Here is a 19,283-nt window from a genome sequence, read left to right as displayed (position 1 = left end):
CATCCCCCTGAGTGCGGGATCGCCGCCGCCGGTCGGAACACCAGCCGCGAAGGGTGAGAATGGCTGCATGAGCGTGCGCACCCCTGACCCGAACTCCGGGTGGCTGTCCGACGACGAACTCGCCGAGATCCGCCGGCGGCTCCCGCTGCTGTACGTGGAGGCCGTGCCCGTCCGGGTCGACGGGCTCGGGCAGGTCACCGAGGTCGGCGTGCTCCTGCGCGCGACCCCCTCCGGCCAGATCACCCGCACGATCGTCTCGGGCCGCGTGATGTACGGCGAGACGCTGCGCGACGCGCTGTTCCGCCACCTCGAGAAGGATCTCGGCCCGATGGCCTTCCCCCTCCTCCCGGCGAGCCCGCTCCCCTTCCACGTCGCCGAGTACTTCCCGATGCCCGGCATGGGACCGTTCACCGACGACCGCCAGCACGCGGTCTCCCTCGCCTACGTCGTCCCCGTCACCGGCACCTGCGACCCCCGCCAGGACGCCCTCGAGCTCACCTGGATGACCCCCGACGAGGCCTGCTCCGACGCGATCTCCGCCGAGATGGAGGGCGGGCGGGGCGCGCTGATCCGCGCCGCGCTCGCTTCCGTCGGCCGCCTGTCCTAGCGGCGCGGATCGGCCGCGGCGCTCCCTTCTGCGCGCCGCTATCGGTGCGCAAGGATGGCGGGCCGGCTGGAGTGTCGGGCGTCCGCCTGGACCCATCCGCCGGCACGCGACCCGGCCGTTCGGCTCGTGGATCCGGCGTCCACCGGACCTCTGTGACCGGGCGAGGAGAGGCGGCGCCCCTGCCCGACGACGGCGCAGCAGGGGATCGCCTGATCAGGACGCGGTGAGGACTTCCGGAGCTCCCTGTGCGGGACTCCGCTCGAAGAGGTGAAGCGTGAACGACGAAGGGCCGGGGCCCGCGACCAGAAGTCGCGGGCCCCGGCCCTTCGTGATGTCGGCGCCCTGATCAGGACGAGCGTTGACGTGCGATCACCGAACGCTCAGCCCCCGGACCAGCCGCTCCCCGCGAGGCGAACGGTCGATCCGCGTGCGAGCGGATCGGCCTAGCCGGTCGCGACACGCTCTGCGCGTCGCGACCATGCTTGAAGCCGACCGCGGTGCGCCGCTACGCGGCGCACAAAACGGTTCAGCCCTGCGCGCGGCGGCCGCCGCGGCGGGCGCCGCCGCCGGCGGACTCGCGGGCGGGAGCGGCCGAGGCCGCTCCGCCGGTCGCGGTGCTGTAGAACGAGCGCGATCCGCCCGAGGTCGAGGGGGCACCGGCGGCCGAGCGGCTGCGGCCTCCGCGGGCGCCGCCGCGGGCGGGTCCCTCGGCGGCGGTGCGGTCGCGGCGGGGGCGGTCGCCTCCGCCGGTCGCGGCACCCGTCGAGCGTCCGCCGCGGGGTGCGGCGGTGCCCTCGGTGCGGGCCGCGCGCTTGCGCTGCGCGTTGGCGCCCTGCGAGCGTCCGCCCTGCGACTGGCCGCGGACGGGCTCGACGACGGCGCTGGGGGTGACGTACGGAGCGACGTCGCCGACGAGCTTCGCGACGGCGGCCGAGTCGGCCGTCACCTGCTGGGGCGCGACCTGGATCGCGGCCTTGCGGAGGAGGGTCTTCACGTCGCTGCGCTGCGTGGGCAGGACGACGGTGACGACGTCTCCCTCGCTGCCGGCGCGGGCGGTGCGGCCCGAGCGGTGCAGGTACGCCTTGTGCTCCATCGGCGGGTCGACGTGGATGACGAGCTCGACGTCGTCGACGTGCACACCGCGGGCGGCGACGTCGGTGGCGACGAGGACCTTGACGGTGCCGGCGCCGAACGCGGCGAGGTTCCGGTCGCGGGCGACCTGCGAGAGGTTGCCGTGCAGGTCGACCGCGGGGATGCCCTGGCCGGTGAGCTGCTTGGCGAGCTTCTTCGCGTGGTGCTTGGTGCGCATGAAGAGGATGCGGCGGCCGGTGCCGGACGCGAGCGTCTTCACGAGAGCGTTCTTGGCGTCGAGGCCGTCGACCTCGAACACGTGGTGGGTCATCAGCGCGACCGGCGAGTTGGCCTCGTCGACCGAGTGGAGCACCTCGTTCTGGAGGTACTTCTTGACCAGCTTGTCCACGCCGTTGTCGAGCGTCGCGGAGAACAGCAGGCGCTGCCCGCCGCGGGGGGTCTTGTCGAGGATGCGCGTGACGACCGGCAGGAAGCCGAGGTCGGCCATGTGGTCGGCCTCGTCGAGGACGGTGATCTCGACGGCGTCGAGGTTCACGAAGCCCTGCTTCATCAGGTCCTCGAGGCGGCCCGGGCAGGCCACGACGATGTCGACGCCCTGCTTGAGCGCGGCGACCTGGCGCTGCTGCGAGACGCCTCCGAAGATCGTGGTGGTGACGATGCCGTACGCGTCGGCGAGGGGCTGCATCGCGGCGGTGATCTGCGTGGCGAGCTCGCGGGTCGGCGCGAGGACGAGTCCGAGCGGGCGGCCGGGGCGGCGGCGTCCGCCGGCGAGCGAGCCGCCGAGTCGGGCGATCATCGGGATGGAGAAGGCGAGGGTCTTGCCGGAGCCGGTCTTGCCGCGGCCGAGGACGTCGCGTCCGCCGAGGGTGTCGGGCAGCGTGTCGACCTGGATCGGGAAGGGCTCGGTGATGCCGCTCGCGGTGAGCGCGGCCACGAGGGGGGCCGGCACGCCGAGGGCGCTGAAGGAGAGGGGGGTGTTCGACATGGAGTGGTGCCTTTCGGGGGCATCATGCCGATCGAGGACGCGCGGGCGGTGGCCGGGGCGCGGGTGATCGGCGTTCGGGCGAAGGTGACGGTGGTCACATCCGTTCGCCGTACGATTCGGTGCGCGCGGCCGGGGGCCTCATGCACGTGCGCCAGATGGTCGGGACGGATCCTCGACGGTCAGAGTCCTAGGGGACAAGGGGCGTTCTACGACGCGGGGGAGCGCAGTCGCTGCGCTCGCACCATCCCACTCTAGTGGATGCCGATCCATCCGCGCATCGCGGCCTGCACGCGGGAGCCGTCGCGGTCGCTCAGCTTGGTCCCGACGAAGTCGCCCGCCCAGTCCGAGGTCTGCACGCGGAAGGCCGGTTCCGGGTCGCGCAGGGTCTTCAGGATGACGGCGGCGACGTCGGACGGGTCCTGTGCGTGGGTCGAGGAGAAGGACGACGCGGCGCGGTCGAGGTAGGCGCCGAGCGCCGGCGCGTAGGGGCCGGCCTGCGCGAGCATCGCCGCCGCGTCGACGCCGACGTTCTCGACGAAGCTGCTGCGGACCGCTCCCGGCTCGATCAGCGACACGTGGACGCCGACGGAGGCGGCGACGGGGGCGAGTGCCTCGAAGAACCCCTCGACCGCGAACTTCGCCGCGCAGTAGTCCTCGTTGAACGGCTGCCCGATCGCGCCGCCGACGCTCGAGACGGTGACGATGCGGCCGCGGGACGAGCGCAGCATCGGCAGCGCGGCGCGGGTGACCGCGACGGTGCCGAAGAAGTTGACCTCCATCACGCGGCGCAGCTCCTCCGGATCCTCCAGCTCGAGGGTGCCGAGGTGGCCGGCTCCGGCGTTGTTCACGAGGGCGTCGAGACCGCCGAGCTCCTCCTCCACGGCGCGGAGGCAGCCCGCGACGGAGTCCGCGTCGGTCACGTCGAGCGCCCGCAGGTCGAGCTCGACGCGGGCCTCGGCGGCGGCGGCGCGCAGGCCCTCCGCCCGCTCCGGATCCCGCACGGTGGCGACCACCCGCCAGCCCGCGCGCGCGGCCTCGATCGCGGTGGCGCGGCCGATGCCGGTGGAGGTTCCGGTGACGAGGAGGACGGGACGGGGCATGCGGCTTTCCTGCTTTCCGGCGCACGACGGCGCCGCCCGGAGGCTATCGGCCGCCCCTCCGAGAACGTCCAGGGTCGGTGTCAGCCCCGGTAGCGCTCGCCGACCGGCACCTCGACCGGCAGCCGGTTGCCCGCCTGGGCGAGCGGGCAGGCCCAGGCCGGGTCGTAGGCGCAGGAGGGGTTGTAGGCGAAGTTGAAGTCGAGGACCAGCGTCCCCGGGGCGGAGCCCGGACCGAGGTCGGCGCCCTTCACGGTGTCCAGGAGGTAGCGGCCACCGCCGTAGGTGCCGCCGGGTGTCCCCGCGAGGGCGTCCTTGACCGGCAGGAACAGGCCTCCGCCGTAGGACGCGAGGCGCCAGACGTCGAGGCTGCCGGCGTCCGGCACCTCGACCGTGCCGATCAGCTCGAAGGGGACGGTGCCGTCGGTGCCGGTCTCCACGTCCATCCGCCGCGCCTCCTCGGCGGGGGCCACCTCGAGCTCGAAGCGCCAGGCCGCGTCGTAGGGCGCGATCGGCAGCGAGCGGAAGTGCGCACGGTCGGCCGGGAGGAGGGGGGTGGAGGGGTGCTGCGCGAAGAGCGCGTTGCGCCCGCGGATCCAGGACGCGTGCGCGGCGAGCAGGTCCACGTTCGAGAGCCGGCGCACCTCCGCGTAGAGGGCCTGGACGTGGCGGCGCCAGTCCGACACCTCGACCGCGTTCGTGAGGCGGCGGCGGGGCGAGACGCCGTCGTCGTCCTGCTCCTCCTCGTCGGCGGAGGGCCACTGGAGGCGCAGGAGCTCCGAGCGCGACAGCTCGGTCTCCTCCTCGGCGACACCGTCGGGGCTCATGCGGCGGACTCCCCGCGCGGGCGGGTGTCGGCACCGACATCGTGGCGCCAGGACGGGGCGAGGGAGCGGATGCGGATGCCGCGCCACTGCCAGAACGCCCACATCGACGGCCAGAGCGCGGCCGAGGCGAGGCCCGCCGAGAACTCGAGGCGGTCGCGGAAGAGCGTGCGCCCGTCAGGGAGCGGGGCCACGGCCATGCGGTGGTCCCACGCGGTGATGAGGCGGAGGGAGCCCGTGAGGGGCCCGCCGCTGTCGCGCAGGATCCGCACGTCGGGCATCGAGGGGACGCGGCGGTAGGAGAGGTCGATCTCCTGCGCGCCCATCGGCACGATCCCGAGGGCATCCATCGCGACCTCGTGGGAGCCGAGCCCCCAGGTCGGGCGGAAGCCGCCCTCGTCCAGCGACGCGGCGGTCAGGAGCGGGGACATCACCTCCCGGAACACGGCCGGACTCTGCAGGGCGCGCCAGGCGGAGTCGGCGTCGGTGTCGAGCACGTGCTTGAGCATCACCTTCACGAGGGACATCCTCCTCCGCCCGCCCCTGCGCGGGAACCGGGTGCGCGCGGAGCCCCGGACGTGTATGCGCCTCCGGGGCTCGCTACCGTGTCAGGGTGACCGCTCCCGCCGCCTCCGTCGACCAGTCGACCTACCAGATCCGCTTCGAGTGGGGGGCCCGCGCCCTCCGCGTGCTCGCCCCCGCCCACGTCACGGTGCTCGTCGACGCTCTGCCCGGAGGCGAGAGCCCCGACCTCGGGGGAGTGGAGGGCCGCGTCGTCCGCGCGGGCCTGGCCGACCGCTCGGCCGTCGCCCGCTGGATCCTGGAGCGCCAGCACGAGAACGGCGGGCGCACCAGCGTCAACGTGATCGCACTCGGCGACGTCGACGACAGCGGAGCGGCGCGGTTCGCGATGGAGGACCAGCTGGCGGCCGGCGCCGTCGTCGACGCGCTCATCGGGCTGGGCATCGACCACGTCTCGCCCGAGGCCGCGGTGGCCTGCGCGTCCTACGAGGGCCTGCGCCGGGCGTGCGCGCATCTGCTCACCGCGTCCGAGTCCGGCCGCCTGCTCGCCGCCGAGGGGCGGGCGGACGAGGTCCGCGCCGCCGCCCGGGTCGACGCCGTCGACGAGGTGGCGGTCCTCCGCTGACCCGCCGCTCCGGCGGGCGCGGCCTCCGAGCGGTGCAGGGCGTCCGCGGAGCGCACAAGCCCCTGCGGATCCGAGCCGCCGCCTCGACCACTCGCCCGCCCCCGGCGTAGCGTTCGGCGGAGGCGGTCCCTCCGCCCCCCGCCCCGACCGAAAGCTGGCCCGCATGAAAGCCGTCCTCAACGACGTCGTCCTCGCCGACGCCCCCGACTCCGACCTGATCTCGATCGAGGGCAACTGGTACTTCTCGCCGTCGAGCATCGCCGAGGGCGTGCTCGTCGAGAGCCCCACGCCCTACACCTGCCCGTGGAAGGGCGAGTGCCAGTACTTCTCGGTGCAGACCGGCGACGGCCTGCAGAAGGACAAGGCCTGGTCGTACCCGCACCCCTACCCGACGGCGTTCGACCGCGTCGGCAAGGACTTCTCGGGCTACGTCGCCTTCGACCGCTCGGTCCGCGTCTCCGACTGACCCGTCCCGCCGCGGCGCCGCTCCCGGTGCCGCGGCGGTGCGTCAGCCGCGCGGGGCGGCGGCGCGCGCGCGGTAGGCCCGGACCTTCGACCGGTTCCCGCAGCGCTGCATCGAGCACCAGCGGCGCGACCCGGCTCGGGACGTGTCGAGGTAGAGCATCCGGCACTCCGGATCCGCGCAGCGCCGCAGCCGTCCGGTCGCGGCCGGACCCAGCAGCCCCACGGCCTCCCGGGCGATGGACGCGAGCGCCTGCCTGCCCGCCGCGTGGAGCCGTCCTGCCTGCCGCGATCCGCCGCTCAGCACCGGCGGGATATCGGGCATCGCCGCGACCAGGTTGACCACGTCGACGTCGCGCGGGTCGGGCGCGGTGCCGGCCTCGGCCGCGACGGCCAGCCGGGCGATCGCGCCCCGGAGCATCAGCGCGTCGTCGAGGCGCGCGTCCCGGCTCTCGGGGCCGACCGCCTCGAAGCGCTCGGCGAGCCAGGCGGCCAGGGCGGCGTCGGAGTCGAGGTGCTCGGCCGCTCCCGGAGGCAGTGCTCCGGTCGTGGCGAAGTCGAGTGCGAGGCTTCCGGAGTCGAACCACCAGCGCCGGCCGTCGGCCTCGGGGAGCCACTGCCCGGTGACCGGCGTGCGCCCGCCGTGCGGGGCCTCGTCCGGGGTCACGGCGCCGGGACCGGTCGGCGCCGCCACTGGATCGCGTTCGCGGCCTCGAACCGGCGCGCGCAGCGGCCGCAGGCCAGGGGCCGGGTGGGCCGGCGATGGCGGTAGAAGAGGTGTCCGCCCGGGCAGGTGCCGACCCACGGCGCGAGCTCGTCCGCGGTCGGGTTGCTGTGGGTGCGCGATCCCGTGTAGCCGAGCCGCGCCGCGATCCGCCGCCACTGCGGTCCGTGCCCGGCGTCGGGCCCCGCGAGCGCGTGAGCGACCTCGTGCAGGAGTGTCTGCCGGACCTCCTCGTCGCTCCAGCGGGCGGCGAGGTGGCGCGAGACCGTGATCCGGCGGCGCGTCCAGTGGCAGGCGCCGCCGCGGGTGCGCGCGTGGTCGAGCGCGAAGGACCAGGAGGGGTCGAGGTGCTCCTCGATCAGCGCGTCGGCCCAGCGGGCCACGTCCTCGAGGTCGGCCACAGGTGGCGCTGCCTAGGACTCGTCGCCGTCGGCGCGGCGGCGGCCGCGGGCGGTGCCGTCGGTGCGGGCCTCGCGGTCGGTCCCGTCCTGGAACTCGGAGGCGGCGGCGTAGCCCAGGCGCGCGACCTCGAGCTCCTCCTCGGGGACCCCGACGCGCTCGCCGAGGGCGGTCGCGGCGTCGAAGTCGCGCATCGCCCGGCCGTACTCGCCCAGCTCGAAGAAGGTGAGGCCGCGGTGCTTGAGCGCGAAGGAGTGCTCGAGGTGCCACTCGTGCGTGCGGGCCTCCTCGACGCAGAGCGCGAGCTCCGAGAGGGCCTCGTCGGTGCGGCCCCGCAGCTGCATGAGGCGGGCGCGGCGGACGCGGGCGGTGAGCAGCTCGGCGCGGTCGCCGGAGAAGCGGGTGCGGCGGACGGCCTCGTTCGCGAGGTCCCACGCCTCGTCGACGCGCCCGAGCAGGCGCAGCAGCTCCGCCTTCTCGGTGAGCGCGGCGAGGCTGCGCAGCGCGCCGATCTCCTCCAGGCGCTCCTGGGCGGCGTCGACGTCGATCTCCTCGTGGAGGGTCGCGGGGTCGTGGCGGATGATGATGCTCAGGGCGATGCTTCCTCGTGGAGTGCGGATCCGGATCGTCGCGCGCGGCGGACGAGAGGACGGTCGGGGTCGCTGACCCCGGCGTCGAGTGTACCGGCGGGTCCCCGGACGGCGCCCCGACGCGCGGCCCGGGTCAGCCCCGTCGCACCTGGAAGATGCTCCGCGCCGGCAGCGGCGACGGGGTGGCGGTCTCGTCCGTGACGACGAGGGCGCCGGCGATGAAGTTCTCGAGCTCCCGCCCCTGCACCAGCTTGGAGGGCGCGGGGTCGGAGGCGAGGCGCCGCGGCAGGCCGTCGAGCGGCAGCGGATCGGCCGAGGCGAGCATCACCACGTTCCCGAAGCGCTTGGCCTTGAGCATCTGGGTGTCGGTCATGATCGCGGTGTGCGCGAAGACGGAGGCGAGCGTCGCGGCCTGGGCGCGGGCGAAGGCGAGCGCGCCGCCGTCGGCCACGTTCACCGCGACCAGGCCGCCGGGGGCGAGCAGCGGCGCGATCGCCCCGTAGAACTCGGCGCTGGTCACGTGCGCGGGAGTGCGCGCGCCCGAGAAGATGTCGACGACGACCACGTCGACCGTGCCGCGCAGCCCGGGCGGCAGCTTGCCGAGCACCTCGCGGGCGTCGCCCTGGCGGATGCGGATCTGCGCCCCGCGGGGGAGCGGGAGCGCCTCGCGCACCAGCTCGACCAGAGCGCCCTCGATCTCGACGACCTGCTGGCGCGAGCCCGGCCGGGTCGCGGCGACATAACGGGGGAGGGTGAGCGCTCCGGCGCCCAGGTGGAGCGCCGTGACGCTGTCGCCCTCGGGGGCGACGAGGTCGATCGCATGGCCGATCCGGCGGACGTACTCGAAGGAGAGGTGCGTCGGATCCGCGAGGTCGACGTGCGACTGCGGAGTGCCGTCGACGACCAGGGTCGCCGCCTCGGGCGAGTGGCGGTCGGGCTCGATCCGCGCGGTGTACCCGCTGGCGAGCACGGCTCGGGGGTGCTCGGAGTCGTCTCCGCGTCGGCGGCCGGTGCGTTCCTGCATCCGACCAGTCTGCCGCGGCGGCGGGACGGCGGGGCTCCGCGCCCGGCCCGGTCGGATCGATCCGGGAGGCCGTGGCCTCGTATACCGGACCCCGCGGGGCGGCGCAAGCATCCGCACTTGCGCGGCGTGGCGCGATGCGGCTATATTCGTACTTTGCGCTCCCGAGTACCCATGCCCTCATATCGCGGTCGGCAGGTCACCGGAACCCGGCATCAGATGGTGGATGCCGTTGCCACACTCTAGCCCCGCCCCCAAGACCGAGTCGCCTCGGTCCGCACGGCGTGCGGGCAGGGGTGGCGGCCCGTCCGGCGGGAGCCCACTCCACACATCCCACAGATTGAGACCCGCGAGGGTCTACGGAGGTTCCTTCCTTGGCTGCTGCGTCCACCGCGACCACCACCTCACCCAAGAACGGACGCGGAGCTTCGCGTCTCTCGTTCGCCAAGATCAGCGACACCCTGACCGTTCCGGATCTGCTCGCGCTGCAGACCGAGAGCTTCGACTGGCTCGTCGGCTCGGAGGCGTGGAAGACCCGCGTCGCCGAGGCGAAGGCCGCCGGCCGGGAGGACCTCCCCGCCAACTCCGGCCTCGACGAGATCTTCGAGGAGATCTCCCCGATCGAGGACCTCAGCGAGACGATGCAGCTGAGCTTCACGAACCCGTACCTCGAGCCCGAGAAGTACACGATCGAGGAGTGCAAGGAGCGCGGCAAGACCTACGCCGCTCCGCTGTACGTCGAGGCCGAGTTCATGAACCACCTCACGGGTGAGATCAAGACCCAGACGGTCTTCATGGGCGACTTCCCGCTGATGACCGAGAAGGGCACGTTCATCATCAACGGCACCGAGCGTGTCGTCGTGTCCCAGCTCGTGCGCAGCCCCGGCGTCTACTTCGAGCGCCAGCAGGAGAAGACGTCCGACAAGGACATCTACTCCGCCCGCGTCATCCCGAGCCGCGGCGCCTGGCTCGAGTTCGAGATCGACAAGCGCGACCAGGTCGGCGTGCGCATCGACCGCAAGCGCAAGCAGTCGGTCACCGTGTTCCTCAAGGCCCTCGGCCTGACGAGCGAGGAGATCCTCGAGCAGTTCGCCGGCTACGAGTCGATCGAGCTGACCCTCGAGAAGGACAACATCCTCACCAAGGAGGACGCACTCCGCGACATCTACCGCAAGCTCCGTCCGGGCGAGCAGGTCGCCGCCGAGGCCGCCCGCGCGCTGCTGGACAACTTCTACTTCAACTCCAAGCGCTACGACCTCGCGAAGGTCGGCCGCTACAAGATCAACCGCAAGCTCGGCATCGACAAGGCGCTGTCCGACTCGGTGCTCACGGTCGAGGACATCATCGCGACCATCAAGTACCTGGTCGCCCTGCACGACGGCCGCACCGCCCTCCCCGGCGTGCGCGACGGCGAGCCGGTCGAGCTGCGTCTCGACGTCGACGACATCGACCACTTCGGCAACCGCCGAATCCGCGCGGTCGGCGAGCTGATCCAGAACCAGGTCCGCACCGGACTGTCCCGCATGGAGCGCGTCGTCCGCGAGCGCATGACCACGCAGGACATCGAGGCGATCACCCCGCAGACCCTGATCAACGTGCGCCCCGTCGTCGCCGCGATCAAGGAGTTCTTCGGGACCAGCCAGCTGTCGCAGTTCATGGACCAGAACAACCCGCTCGCGGGTCTGACCCACAAGCGCCGCCTGTCGGCGCTCGGCCCCGGTGGACTCTCCCGTGAGCGCGCCGGCGTCGAGGTCCGCGACGTCCACCCCTCGCACTACGGCCGCATGTGCCCGATCGAGACCCCGGAAGGCCCGAACATCGGCCTGATCGGATCGCTCGCGTCCTTCGCGCGCATCAACTCGTTCGGCTTCATCGAGACCCCGTACCGCAAGGTCGTCGACGGCACCGTCACCTCGCAGATCGACTACCTCACCGCGTCCGAGGAGGACGAGTACCTGGTCGCCCAGGCGAACGCCCCCCTCACGAAGGACTTCCGCTTCGCGGAGGGCAAGGTCCTGGTCCGTCCCAAGGGCGGAGAGGTCGAGCTCGTCGACGCCGAGCGCGTCCACTACATGGACGTCTCGCCGCGCCAGATGGTCTCGGTCGCGACCTCGCTGATCCCGTTCCTCGAGCACGACGACGCGAACCGCGCGCTCATGGGAGCGAACATGCAGCGTCAGGCCGTCCCGCTGCTGCGCAGCGAGTCGCCCGTCGTCGGAACCGGCATGGAGGGATTCGCGGCCATCGACGCCGGCGACGTCATCACCGCCGACAAGGCCGGTGTCGTCCAGGAGGTCTCCGCCGACTCCGTCACCGTCCAGCTGGACGAGGGCGGCACGCAGACCTACTTCCTCCGCAAGTTCGACCGCTCCAACCAGGGCACCTCGTACAACAACCGCGTGGTCGTCTCGGCCGGCGAGCGCATCGAGGTCGGCGAGGTCGTCGCCGACGGCCCCGCCACCGAGAACGGCGAGCTCGCGCTGGGCAAGAACCTGCTCGTCGCGTTCATGCCGTGGGAGGGCCACAACTTCGAGGACGCGATCATCCTCAGCCAGAACCTGGTGAAGGACGACGTCCTCTCCTCGATCCACATCGAGGAGTACGAGGTCGACGCCCGCGACACCAAGCTCGGCAAGGAGGAGATCACCCGCGACCTCCCCAACGTCAGCCCGGAGCTCCTGGCCGACCTGGACGAGCGCGGCATCATCCGCATCGGCGCCGAGGTCCGCCCCGGCGACATCCTCGTCGGCAAGGTCACGCCCAAGGGCGAGACCGAGCTCTCGGCCGAGGAGCGCCTGCTCCGCGCGATCTTCAACGAGAAGAGCCGCGAGGTCCGCGACACGTCGCTGAAGGTGCCCCACGGCGAGCAGGGCACGATCATCGGTGTCAAGGTGTTCGACGCGCAGGACGGCGACGACGAGCTCGGCTCGGGCGTCAACCAGCGCGTGGTCGTCTACATCGCCCAGAAGCGCAAGATCACCGAGGGCGACAAGCTCGCCGGCCGCCACGGCAACAAGGGCGTCATCTCGAAGATCCTGCCGGTCGAGGACATGCCGTTCCTCGCCGACGGCACCCCGGTCGACATCGTCCTCAACCCGCTCGGCGTCCCCGGCCGCATGAACTTCGGCCAGGTCCTCGAGATCCACCTCGGGTGGATCGCGAAGCAGGGCTGGAAGGTCGAGGGTCAGCCGGAGTGGGCCGCGCGCCTGCCCGAGCACGCCCGCGAGGCGGCGCCCGGCACCAAGGTCGCGACCCCCGTCTTCGACGGTGCGGCGGAGGAGGAGCTCGCAGGGCTCCTCGACTCCACCACCCCGACGCGCGACGGAGAGCGCCTGATCGGCTCGTCCGGCAAGACGCAGCTGTTCGACGGCCGCTCCGGGGAGCCCTTCCCGGACCCGGTCTCGGTCGGCTACATGTACATCCTGAAGCTGCACCACCTCGTCGACGACAAGATCCACGCGCGCTCGACGGGCCCGTACTCGATGATCACCCAGCAGCCGCTCGGTGGTAAGGCGCAGTTCGGCGGACAGCGCTTCGGCGAGATGGAGGTGTGGGCCCTCGAGGCCTACGGCGCCGCCTACGCCCTCCAGGAGCTCCTCACCATCAAGTCGGACGACATCCTCGGCCGCGTGAAGGTGTACGAGGCCATCGTCAAGGGCGAGAACATCCAGGAGCCCGGCATCCCGGAGTCCTTCAAGGTCCTCATCAAGGAGATGCAGTCCCTGTGCCTGAACGTCGAGGTCCTCTCGGCCGACGGCACCGCGGTCAGCCTGCGCGACACCGATGACGAGGTCTACCGCGCCGCGGAAGAGCTCGGCATCAACATCTCCTCCCGGTTCGAGTCGTCCTCCGTCGACGACATCTGATCCGCGCCAGCATCTGACGACCTCCCGTCTCTGACGAGACACCCTGTTTTCCGACAAGGAGAAAACATTGCTCGACGTAACCACTTTCGATGAGCTGCGCATCGGCCTCGCAACGGCCGATGACATCCGTCGCTGGTCGCACGGTGAAGTGAAGAAGCCCGAGACCATCAACTACCGCACCCTGAAGCCCGAGAAGGACGGCCTGTTCGGCGAGCAGATCTTCGGACCCTCTCGCGACTGGGAGTGCTCCTGCGGCAAGTACAAGCGAGTCCGCTTCAAGGGCATCGTCTGCGAGCGCTGCGGCGTCGAGGTCACCAAGTCCTCGGTCCGCCGCGAGCGGATGGGCCACATCGAGCTCGCCGCCCCCGTCACCCACATCTGGTACTTCAAGGGCGTCCCCTCGCGCCTCGGATACCTGCTGGACATGGCGCCGAAGGACCTCGAGAAGGTCATCTACTTCGCGGCGTACATGATCATCGACGTGGACGACGACGGCCGTCACGCCGACATGCCCGGGCTCGAGAACGAGCTCCGGCTCGAGATCAAGACCCTCTCGGACCAGCGCGACTCCCGCATCGCGGACCGCCTGGCGCGTCTGGAGACCGACCTCGCCGCACTGGAGGCGGAGGGCGCCAAGAGCGACCAGAAGCGCCGCACCAAGGACGGCGCCGAGAAGGAGATGGGCCAGATCCGCAAGTCCTTCGACGAGGACATCGCGCGGCTCGAGAGCGTGTGGGAGCAGTTCCGCACCCTCAAGGTCGGCGACCTCAAGCCCGAGGACGCGGTCTTCAACGAGCTCGTCGACCGGTACGGCGTCTACTTCGAGGCCTACATGGGCGCCGAGGCGATCAAGAAGCGCCTCGAGCAGTTCGACCTCCAGGCGGAGGCCGAGACGCTGCACCTGCAGATCGCCGAGGGCAAGGGTCAGAAGAAGATCCGCGCCATCAAGCGCCTGCGCGTCGTCAACTCGTTCCTCGCCACCGGCAACTCGCCGGCCGCGATGGTCCTCGACGTCGTCCCGGTCATCCCGCCGGAGCTGCGCCCGATGGTGCAGCTCGACGGAGGCCGGTTCGCGACCAGCGACCTGAACGACCTCTACCGTCGCGTGATCAACCGCAACAACCGACTCCGCCGCCTGCTCGACCTCGGTGCCCCCGAGATCATCGTGAACAACGAGAAGCGCATGCTCCAGGAGGCGGTCGACGCCCTCTTCGACAACGGCCGCCGCGGCCGCCCCGTCACCGGAACCGGCAACCGCGCCCTGAAGTCCCTGAGCGACATGCTCAAGGGAAAGCAGGGTCGCTTCCGCCAGAACCTGCTGGGCAAGCGCGTCGACTACTCGGGCCGCTCGGTCATCATCGTCGGCCCGCAGCTCAAGCTGCACCAGTGCGGTCTGCCCAAGCAGATGGCGCTGGAGCTGTTCAAGCCGTTCGTGATCAAGCGCCTGATCGACCTGTCGCACGCGCAGAACATCAAGGCCGCCAAGCGCATGGTGGAGCGCTCGCGCCCGCAGGTGTGGGACGTGCTCGAGGAGATCATCCGCGAGCGCCCCGTCCTGCTGAACCGCGCGCCCACGCTGCACCGTCTCGGCATCCAGGCCTTCGAGCCCCAGCTGGTCGAGGGCAAGGCGATCCAGCTGCACCCGCTCGTCTGCGCCGCGTTCAACGCGGACTTCGACGGCGACCAGATGGCCGTCCACCTGCCGCTGTCCGTCGAGGCCCAGGCCGAGGCGCGCATCCTGATGCTCGCGTCGAACAACATCCTCAAGCCCTCGGACGGCCGTCCGGTCACCCTGCCCACGCAGGACATGATCATCGGCCTCCACCACCTGACGACGATCCGCGAGGGCGCCGCCGGCGAGGGCCGCGCGTTCTCCTCCGTCTCGGAGGCGATCCTCGCGAAGGACCAGGGGTCGCTGCACCTGAACTCGAAGGTCAGGATCCGCATGTCGGACGTGTACTTCGCGCAGGGTCAGGCACCCGAGGGCGTCGAGATCGACGAGAACGGCAAGGTCACCGCGCCGGTCCTCCTCGAGACCACGCTCGGCCGCGCCCTCTTCAACGAGGCGCTGCCGGTCGACTACCCCTACTTCGAGCAGGTCGCCGACAAGACGACCATCTCCGGGATCGTCAACGACCTCGCGGAGCGCTACCCGAAGGTGGAGGTCGCCGCCTCCCTCGACCGGATCAAGGACGCCGGCTTCTACTGGGCCACCCGCTCGGGTGTCACCGTGGCGCTGTCCGACATCCTCACGCCTCCGTCGAAGCCCGAGATCATCGCGGGCTACGAGAAGAAGGCCGCGAAGGTCGAGTCCGAGTACGACAAGGGTCTGACCACTCAGGCCGAGCGCCGCCAGGAGCTCGTGAAGATCTGGACCGAGGCGACCGACGAGGTTGCCAAGGCCATGCGCGCGAACTTCCCGACGGACAACACCATCAACCGCATGGTCACCTCCGGTGCCCGCGGCAACTGGCTGCAGGTGCGCAACATCGCCGGCATGCGAGGCCTGGTGAACAACCCGAAGGGCGAGATCATCGCCCGACCGATCATCTCCTCGTACCGCGAGGGCCTGTCGGTCGCCGAGTACTTCATCGCCACGCACGGTGCCCGCAAGGGCCTGGCCGACACCGCGCTCCGCACCGCGGACTCGGGCTACCTGACGCGTCGACTCGTCGACGTCTCGCAGGACGTCATCATCCGCGAGGAGGACTGCGGCACCTCGAAGGGCCTCGACCTGCCGATCATGCTCCAGGACGCCACCGGCGCCTGGATCAAGGACTCCAACGTCGAGAACTCCGTCTACGCCCGTTCGCTCGCCACCCCGGCGTCGAACGAGGCCGGCGAGCTCGTCGCCGAGGCCGGCGAGGACGTGGGCGACGTGCTCATCGAGAAGCTGGTCGGAGCGGGCGTGCGCCACATCAAGGTGCGCTCCGTCCTGACCTGCGAGTCCGCCGTCGGCGTCTGCGCGGCCTGCTACGGCCGCTCGCTCGCCACCGGCAAGCTCGTCGACATCGGAGAGGCCGTCGGCATCATCGCGGCCCAGTCGATCGGCGAGCCCGGCACGCAGCTCACGATGCGCACCTTCCACACCGGTGGATCGGCCTCGGCCGACGACATCACGCAGGGTCTTCCCCGCGTGCAGGAGCTCTTCGAGGCCCGCACCCCCAAGGGCGCGTCGCCGATCGCGGAGGCCGCCGGCCGGATCACCATCGAGGACACCGACCGTGCCCGCCGCGTCATCCTCCAGCCGGACAACGGCGACGAGGCGGTCATCTACCCGGTGCTCAAGCGCTCGCAGCTCCTCATCGAGGACGGCCAGCACGTCGAACTCGGGCAGCAGCTGCACGTCGGAACGGTCGACCCCAAGGAGGTCCTGCGCGTGCTGGGCGTCCGCGAGGTCCAGAAGCACCTGGTGGGCGGCGTCCAGGGCGTCTACCGCTCGCAGGGTGTGCCGATCCACGACAAGCACATCGAGGTCATCGTGCGTCAGATGCTCCGCAAGGTCACCGTGGTCGACCACGGCGACACGGAGCTGCTGCCGGGCGAGCTCGTCGACCGCTCGCGCTACAGCGAGGTCAACCGTGCGGCTCTGACCGAGGGCAAGCGGACCGCGTCCGCCCGCCAGGAGGTCATGGGCATCACCAAGGCCTCGCTCGCGACCGAGTCGTGGCTGTCGGCCGCGTCCTTCCAGGAGACCACCCGCGTCCTGACGCAGGCGGCCATGGAGGGCAAGCGCGACCCGCTGATGGGCCTGAAGGAGAACGTGATCATCGGAAAGCTGATCCCGGCGGGAACCGGTCTGCCCAAGTACCGGAACGTGTCGGTCGAGGCGACCGAGGAGGCGAAGGCCGAGCGGTACCCCAACCGCATCTTCGCCGACGACGCCGCGTTCAGCGACGCCGACCTCTCGTTCGTCGACTTCGACTCGTTCTCGAGCGACGGCTACGAGCCGGGCAACTACAGCTGATCCAGGTGAGCTGAACGATCGAAGGCCCCGTCGGGACACCGGCGGGGCCTTCGTCGTCCCCGACCCGCGGTCACCCGCACGGGGGGCCGCCCGTTCGCGACGAGCGGCCTTCCCCGCAGGAGCGGGGTGATTGACTCGATGGGTGCTCGTCGGGTCGAGCCTGTACCCGTTCCCCGTCCTGGTCGCGGCATGTGAGGAAACGCGCGGATGAGACTCGTGATCGTCGTGCTGGCCGCACTGCTCGTGGTGGTCGGCGTCGTCGTGGTGCCCGCGGGGCGGGCGGAGGCGGCAGAGGCGGTCGCACCCTCGTCCTGCGGCGTCGCGGAGCTGGCTCCCGTGCTCGCGGGCGACGACGTCCGGCCGCGCTCCGCCGCCGCGCTGGTCCCCATCGTGATGCTGCACGGCTGGCTGGGCACGGCGACGCACGACGCCGACCGCACAGGGGCCTTCTCCCATCTCGTCGACATGGTGTCGTCGGAGTCGGCGACCGCTCCGCTCGACGCTTCCGAGCCGTCCCTCCTCGGCCGGGTGCAGCAGATCGACGGCGCCGCGGTCTACACCTTCGACTACCGCCGGCTCGCCGCGCGCTGGGTCACCGACCCGGGGATCAGCGACGCGCTCGCCTCCTCGATCGCCTGCCTCGTCTCCGCGACCGGGCACCGCGCCGTCGTCGTCGCGCACTCGATGGGAGGGCTCGCCGCCCGCCAGGCGCTGAGCGGCTCGGTCGACGGGACCGCCGTCGCCTCGATGGTCTCGTCCGTCCTCACCTTCGGCACCCCGAACACGGGATCCGACGTCGCGGAGCGCCTCGGACGAATGGTCGACGACTCCGGCCAGGTCAGCCCCGCGGTGATCGCAGGACTGGACCCGCAGAGCCGGCTGAGCGTCTCGGCGATGCTCGCCTCCTGCGGGGACGCCGTCTCGGAGGACGCCGAGCACGCGGGGGAGTGCACGGGAGTGCCGATGATCGACGCCCTCGCCTCGGCGGCGGGCAAGGGCCTGCGGACGGGATCGACCGAGCTCGGCTCCCTGCCGCCCTGGCCCGCCGGCGTGCACGTGACGGCGCTGGTGGGTGACATCCAGGTGACCGCCGCGGTGGCGCTCGGCCTCGCCACCGCGCCGGTCGACCTCGGCGACATCATGGTCGCGACCGGATCGGCGACGGCCGGAGTCGACGACTACGTGGTCTCGACCTGCCGCTACACCTACCTCGCCGCGGCGGACGCGCCGTCCCTCGTCGCCGAGCTCTCGCCGTTCGCGCGGCTCGGCGATGCTCTGCGCTTCGCGAAGCTCGTGGTCGACGTCGACGCGAGCCCGTGCCACCACGCGCGGCTGACCCGGAACGTCGACCTCGTCGAGCACGCCACCGTCGTCGTGTCGGACGTCGTCGCGGGCGAGCTGTCCGCTCCGCACGCCTCTCGAGCGCAGACCGCGGCGAGGGCGCTCCCGGCGGCGGAGGAGTCCCGGAGGCGGTCCTCGTGACCGGTCGGCGGACACCGCCGAGGAGACACCATGTCGCGTCAGTTGACGGACGTCTGTCGGGAAGCATACGGTCGGACCGGCCCATGGGGAGGCCGCCTGGGGGACAGGCAGCGCGGCCCGCGCGGCACCCGAGCCGCATGCGCGGGCCGCGCCCGTCTCCGATCTCCTCTCACGTTCCGCGCTCCCTCCGGGTACGCTCGGCTGGACAGTAGATGTCGGAGGCTCCTCCGTGCATCCCGGCGCCGGAGGCCTGATGAGCGACGACCCCCTCGATGCGGAGGAGCCGGCGCGTCCTCCCCGCCTGACCCGCGAGCAGGTCCGCACCCGCCTGCTGGACGCCGCTCTCGCGGTCGTCCGCGCCGAGGGCCTGCGCGTCGGAGTCGCCCACCTGCCCCTCGAGGACGTCATCCGCTCGGCGGGTGTTCCGCGCAGCACCGTGTACCGGATCTGGCCCACTCGCCAGGCGTTCTACGACGAGCTGATCGCCGCGATCCCGGAGCGGGTCCTCGCCACCCGCCTCGACCAGCCGTCCCTGCGGGCCGGGAACTCCCACCTCCACCACAGCCCCGACCCCGAGCCGACCCCGGCGCAGCGCCGCGAGGCCCTGATCGCCTCCGTCCGGGTCGCCGTCGATGCGAACGTCGACAACGTCTTCTCGTCGCAGCACTGGCGCAACTTCATCGCTCTCGCCGGCGCGGTGGGCTCGCACGAGGAGCCGGCGCGGACCGCCATCGGATCCGCTCTGCGGTCCCGCCAGCTGCACTTCATCGACAACATGGCGAAGTACTACGAGCACACCCTCGCCGAGGCGGGGCTCCGGCTGCGCCCGGACCGCGGCGCCGCCGCTCTCGCCTCCGCCGTCTCGGCCCTGATCGAGGGTCTGTGCATCGCGCGGATCGCGGCACCGGAGCTGGTGACCGGCCCGCTCGACCCGGCCGATCCCGAGGGACCGTCGCTGGCGGTGGTGTCGGTGCTGCTGCTGATCGACGGGTTCACCGAACCGGACGAGTGATCCGGGTC

Annotated in this window: 15 protein-coding genes; 7 read left to right on the top strand and 8 right to left on the bottom strand. The window is 71.7% G+C overall.

The annotated features are described in order from the left end of the window. Nucleotides 1–67 precede the first annotated feature (67 nt). Nucleotides 68–607 carry an NUDIX hydrolase family protein gene (locus C5C37_RS12065; protein WP_104225113.1) on the top strand — a complete coding sequence of 180 codons (540 nt, stop codon included), beginning with the start codon at nt 68–70 and terminating at the stop codon, nt 605–607. A 526-nt stretch (nt 608–1,133) separates the two neighbouring features. Here the strand turns inward: C5C37_RS12065 and C5C37_RS12060 are convergent. The 4 genes from C5C37_RS12060 to C5C37_RS12045 form a co-directional block, all read right to left on the bottom strand. Further along, nucleotides 1,134–2,684, bottom strand: coding sequence for a DEAD/DEAH box helicase (locus C5C37_RS12060; protein WP_104225114.1), 1,551 nt, complete (start codon nt 2,682–2,684; stop codon nt 1,134–1,136). Between the two features lie 251 nt (nt 2,685–2,935). Beyond that, nucleotides 2,936–3,784, bottom strand: coding sequence for an SDR family oxidoreductase (locus C5C37_RS12055; RefSeq protein WP_104338981.1), 849 nt, complete (start codon nt 3,782–3,784; stop codon nt 2,936–2,938). Nucleotides 3,785–3,864: 80 nt separating this feature from the next. Beyond that, nucleotides 3,865–4,608, bottom strand: coding sequence for a DUF1684 domain-containing protein (locus tag C5C37_RS12050; RefSeq protein ID WP_104233931.1), 744 nt, complete (start codon nt 4,606–4,608; stop codon nt 3,865–3,867). Then, entirely contained in the window at nt 4,605–5,132 is a 528-nt protein-coding gene (locus tag C5C37_RS12045; RefSeq protein WP_104238079.1) for a hypothetical protein, read from the bottom strand. The genes C5C37_RS12050 and C5C37_RS12045 overlap by 4 nt, the downstream gene beginning before the upstream one ends. 86 nt (nt 5,133–5,218) lie before the next feature. Here C5C37_RS12045 and C5C37_RS12040 point away from each other — a divergent pair, with 86 nt between their 5' ends. Both C5C37_RS12040 and C5C37_RS12035 read left to right on the top strand, forming a co-directional pair. Further along, nucleotides 5,219–5,752 carry a 2-phosphosulfolactate phosphatase gene (locus tag C5C37_RS12040; RefSeq protein WP_104295958.1) on the top strand — a complete coding sequence of 178 codons (534 nt, stop codon included), beginning with the start codon at nt 5,219–5,221 and terminating at the stop codon, nt 5,750–5,752. Nucleotides 5,753–5,915: 163 nt separating this feature from the next. Continuing rightward, a complete protein-coding gene (locus tag C5C37_RS12035; protein ID WP_104338980.1) occupies nt 5,916–6,218 on the top strand; it encodes a DUF427 domain-containing protein in 303 nt (100 codons plus the stop codon). A gap of 42 nt (nt 6,219–6,260) precedes the next feature. Here C5C37_RS12035 and C5C37_RS12030 read toward each other — a convergent pair whose 3' ends face one another. The 4 genes from C5C37_RS12030 to C5C37_RS12015 all read right to left on the bottom strand — a co-directional run bounded on the left by C5C37_RS12030 (nt 6,261) and on the right by C5C37_RS12015 (nt 8,951). Beyond that, nucleotides 6,261–6,881: a CGNR zinc finger domain-containing protein gene (locus C5C37_RS12030; RefSeq protein ID WP_104263222.1), complete on the bottom strand. Its 621-nt coding sequence runs from the start codon at nt 6,879–6,881 to the stop codon at nt 6,261–6,263. Next, nucleotides 6,878–7,339 (bottom strand): SprT-like domain-containing protein, encoded by a 462-nt coding sequence (locus tag C5C37_RS12025; RefSeq protein WP_104263210.1) that lies wholly within the window; start codon nt 7,337–7,339, stop codon nt 6,878–6,880. Before C5C37_RS12025 ends, C5C37_RS12030 begins: the two co-directional genes overlap by 4 nt. A gap of 12 nt (nt 7,340–7,351) precedes the next feature. Further along, nucleotides 7,352–7,681, bottom strand: a complete 330-nt coding sequence (locus C5C37_RS17565; protein WP_181027192.1) for a hypothetical protein — start codon at nt 7,679–7,681, stop codon at nt 7,352–7,354. A gap of 379 nt (nt 7,682–8,060) precedes the next feature. Continuing rightward, nucleotides 8,061–8,951, bottom strand: a complete 891-nt coding sequence (locus tag C5C37_RS12015; RefSeq protein ID WP_104338979.1) for a spermidine synthase — start codon at nt 8,949–8,951, stop codon at nt 8,061–8,063. A gap of 371 nt (nt 8,952–9,322) precedes the next feature. Between C5C37_RS12015 and rpoB the strand changes: the two genes are divergently transcribed. The 4 genes from rpoB to C5C37_RS11995 all read left to right on the top strand — a co-directional run bounded on the left by rpoB (nt 9,323) and on the right by C5C37_RS11995 (nt 19,275). Further along, nucleotides 9,323–12,814, top strand: coding sequence for a DNA-directed RNA polymerase subunit beta (gene rpoB / locus C5C37_RS12010; RefSeq protein WP_104224581.1), 3,492 nt, complete (start codon nt 9,323–9,325; stop codon nt 12,812–12,814). A gap of 67 nt (nt 12,815–12,881) precedes the next feature. Continuing rightward, entirely contained in the window at nt 12,882–16,781 is a 3,900-nt protein-coding gene (locus C5C37_RS12005) for a DNA-directed RNA polymerase subunit beta' (protein WP_104224580.1), read from the top strand. A gap of 207 nt (nt 16,782–16,988) precedes the next feature. Then, nucleotides 16,989–18,263, top strand: a complete 1,275-nt coding sequence (locus C5C37_RS12000; protein ID WP_104338978.1) for a triacylglycerol lipase — start codon at nt 16,989–16,991, stop codon at nt 18,261–18,263. Nucleotides 18,264–18,516: 253 nt separating this feature from the next. After that, the gene (locus C5C37_RS11995; protein WP_104338977.1) at nt 18,517–19,275 is read left to right on the top strand and encodes a TetR/AcrR family transcriptional regulator; all 759 of its coding nucleotides are present in this window, start codon (nt 18,517–18,519) and stop codon (nt 19,273–19,275) included. Nucleotides 19,276–19,283: the final 8 nt, after the last annotated feature.

This window comes from Rathayibacter sp. AY1F9, from assembly GCF_002932155.1.
In the GTDB taxonomy this organism is placed as follows: domain Bacteria; phylum Actinomycetota; class Actinomycetes; order Actinomycetales; family Microbacteriaceae; genus Rathayibacter.
Note: the sequence above shows the minus strand (reverse complement) of the source record. Positions and strands in the feature narration are given on the sequence as shown.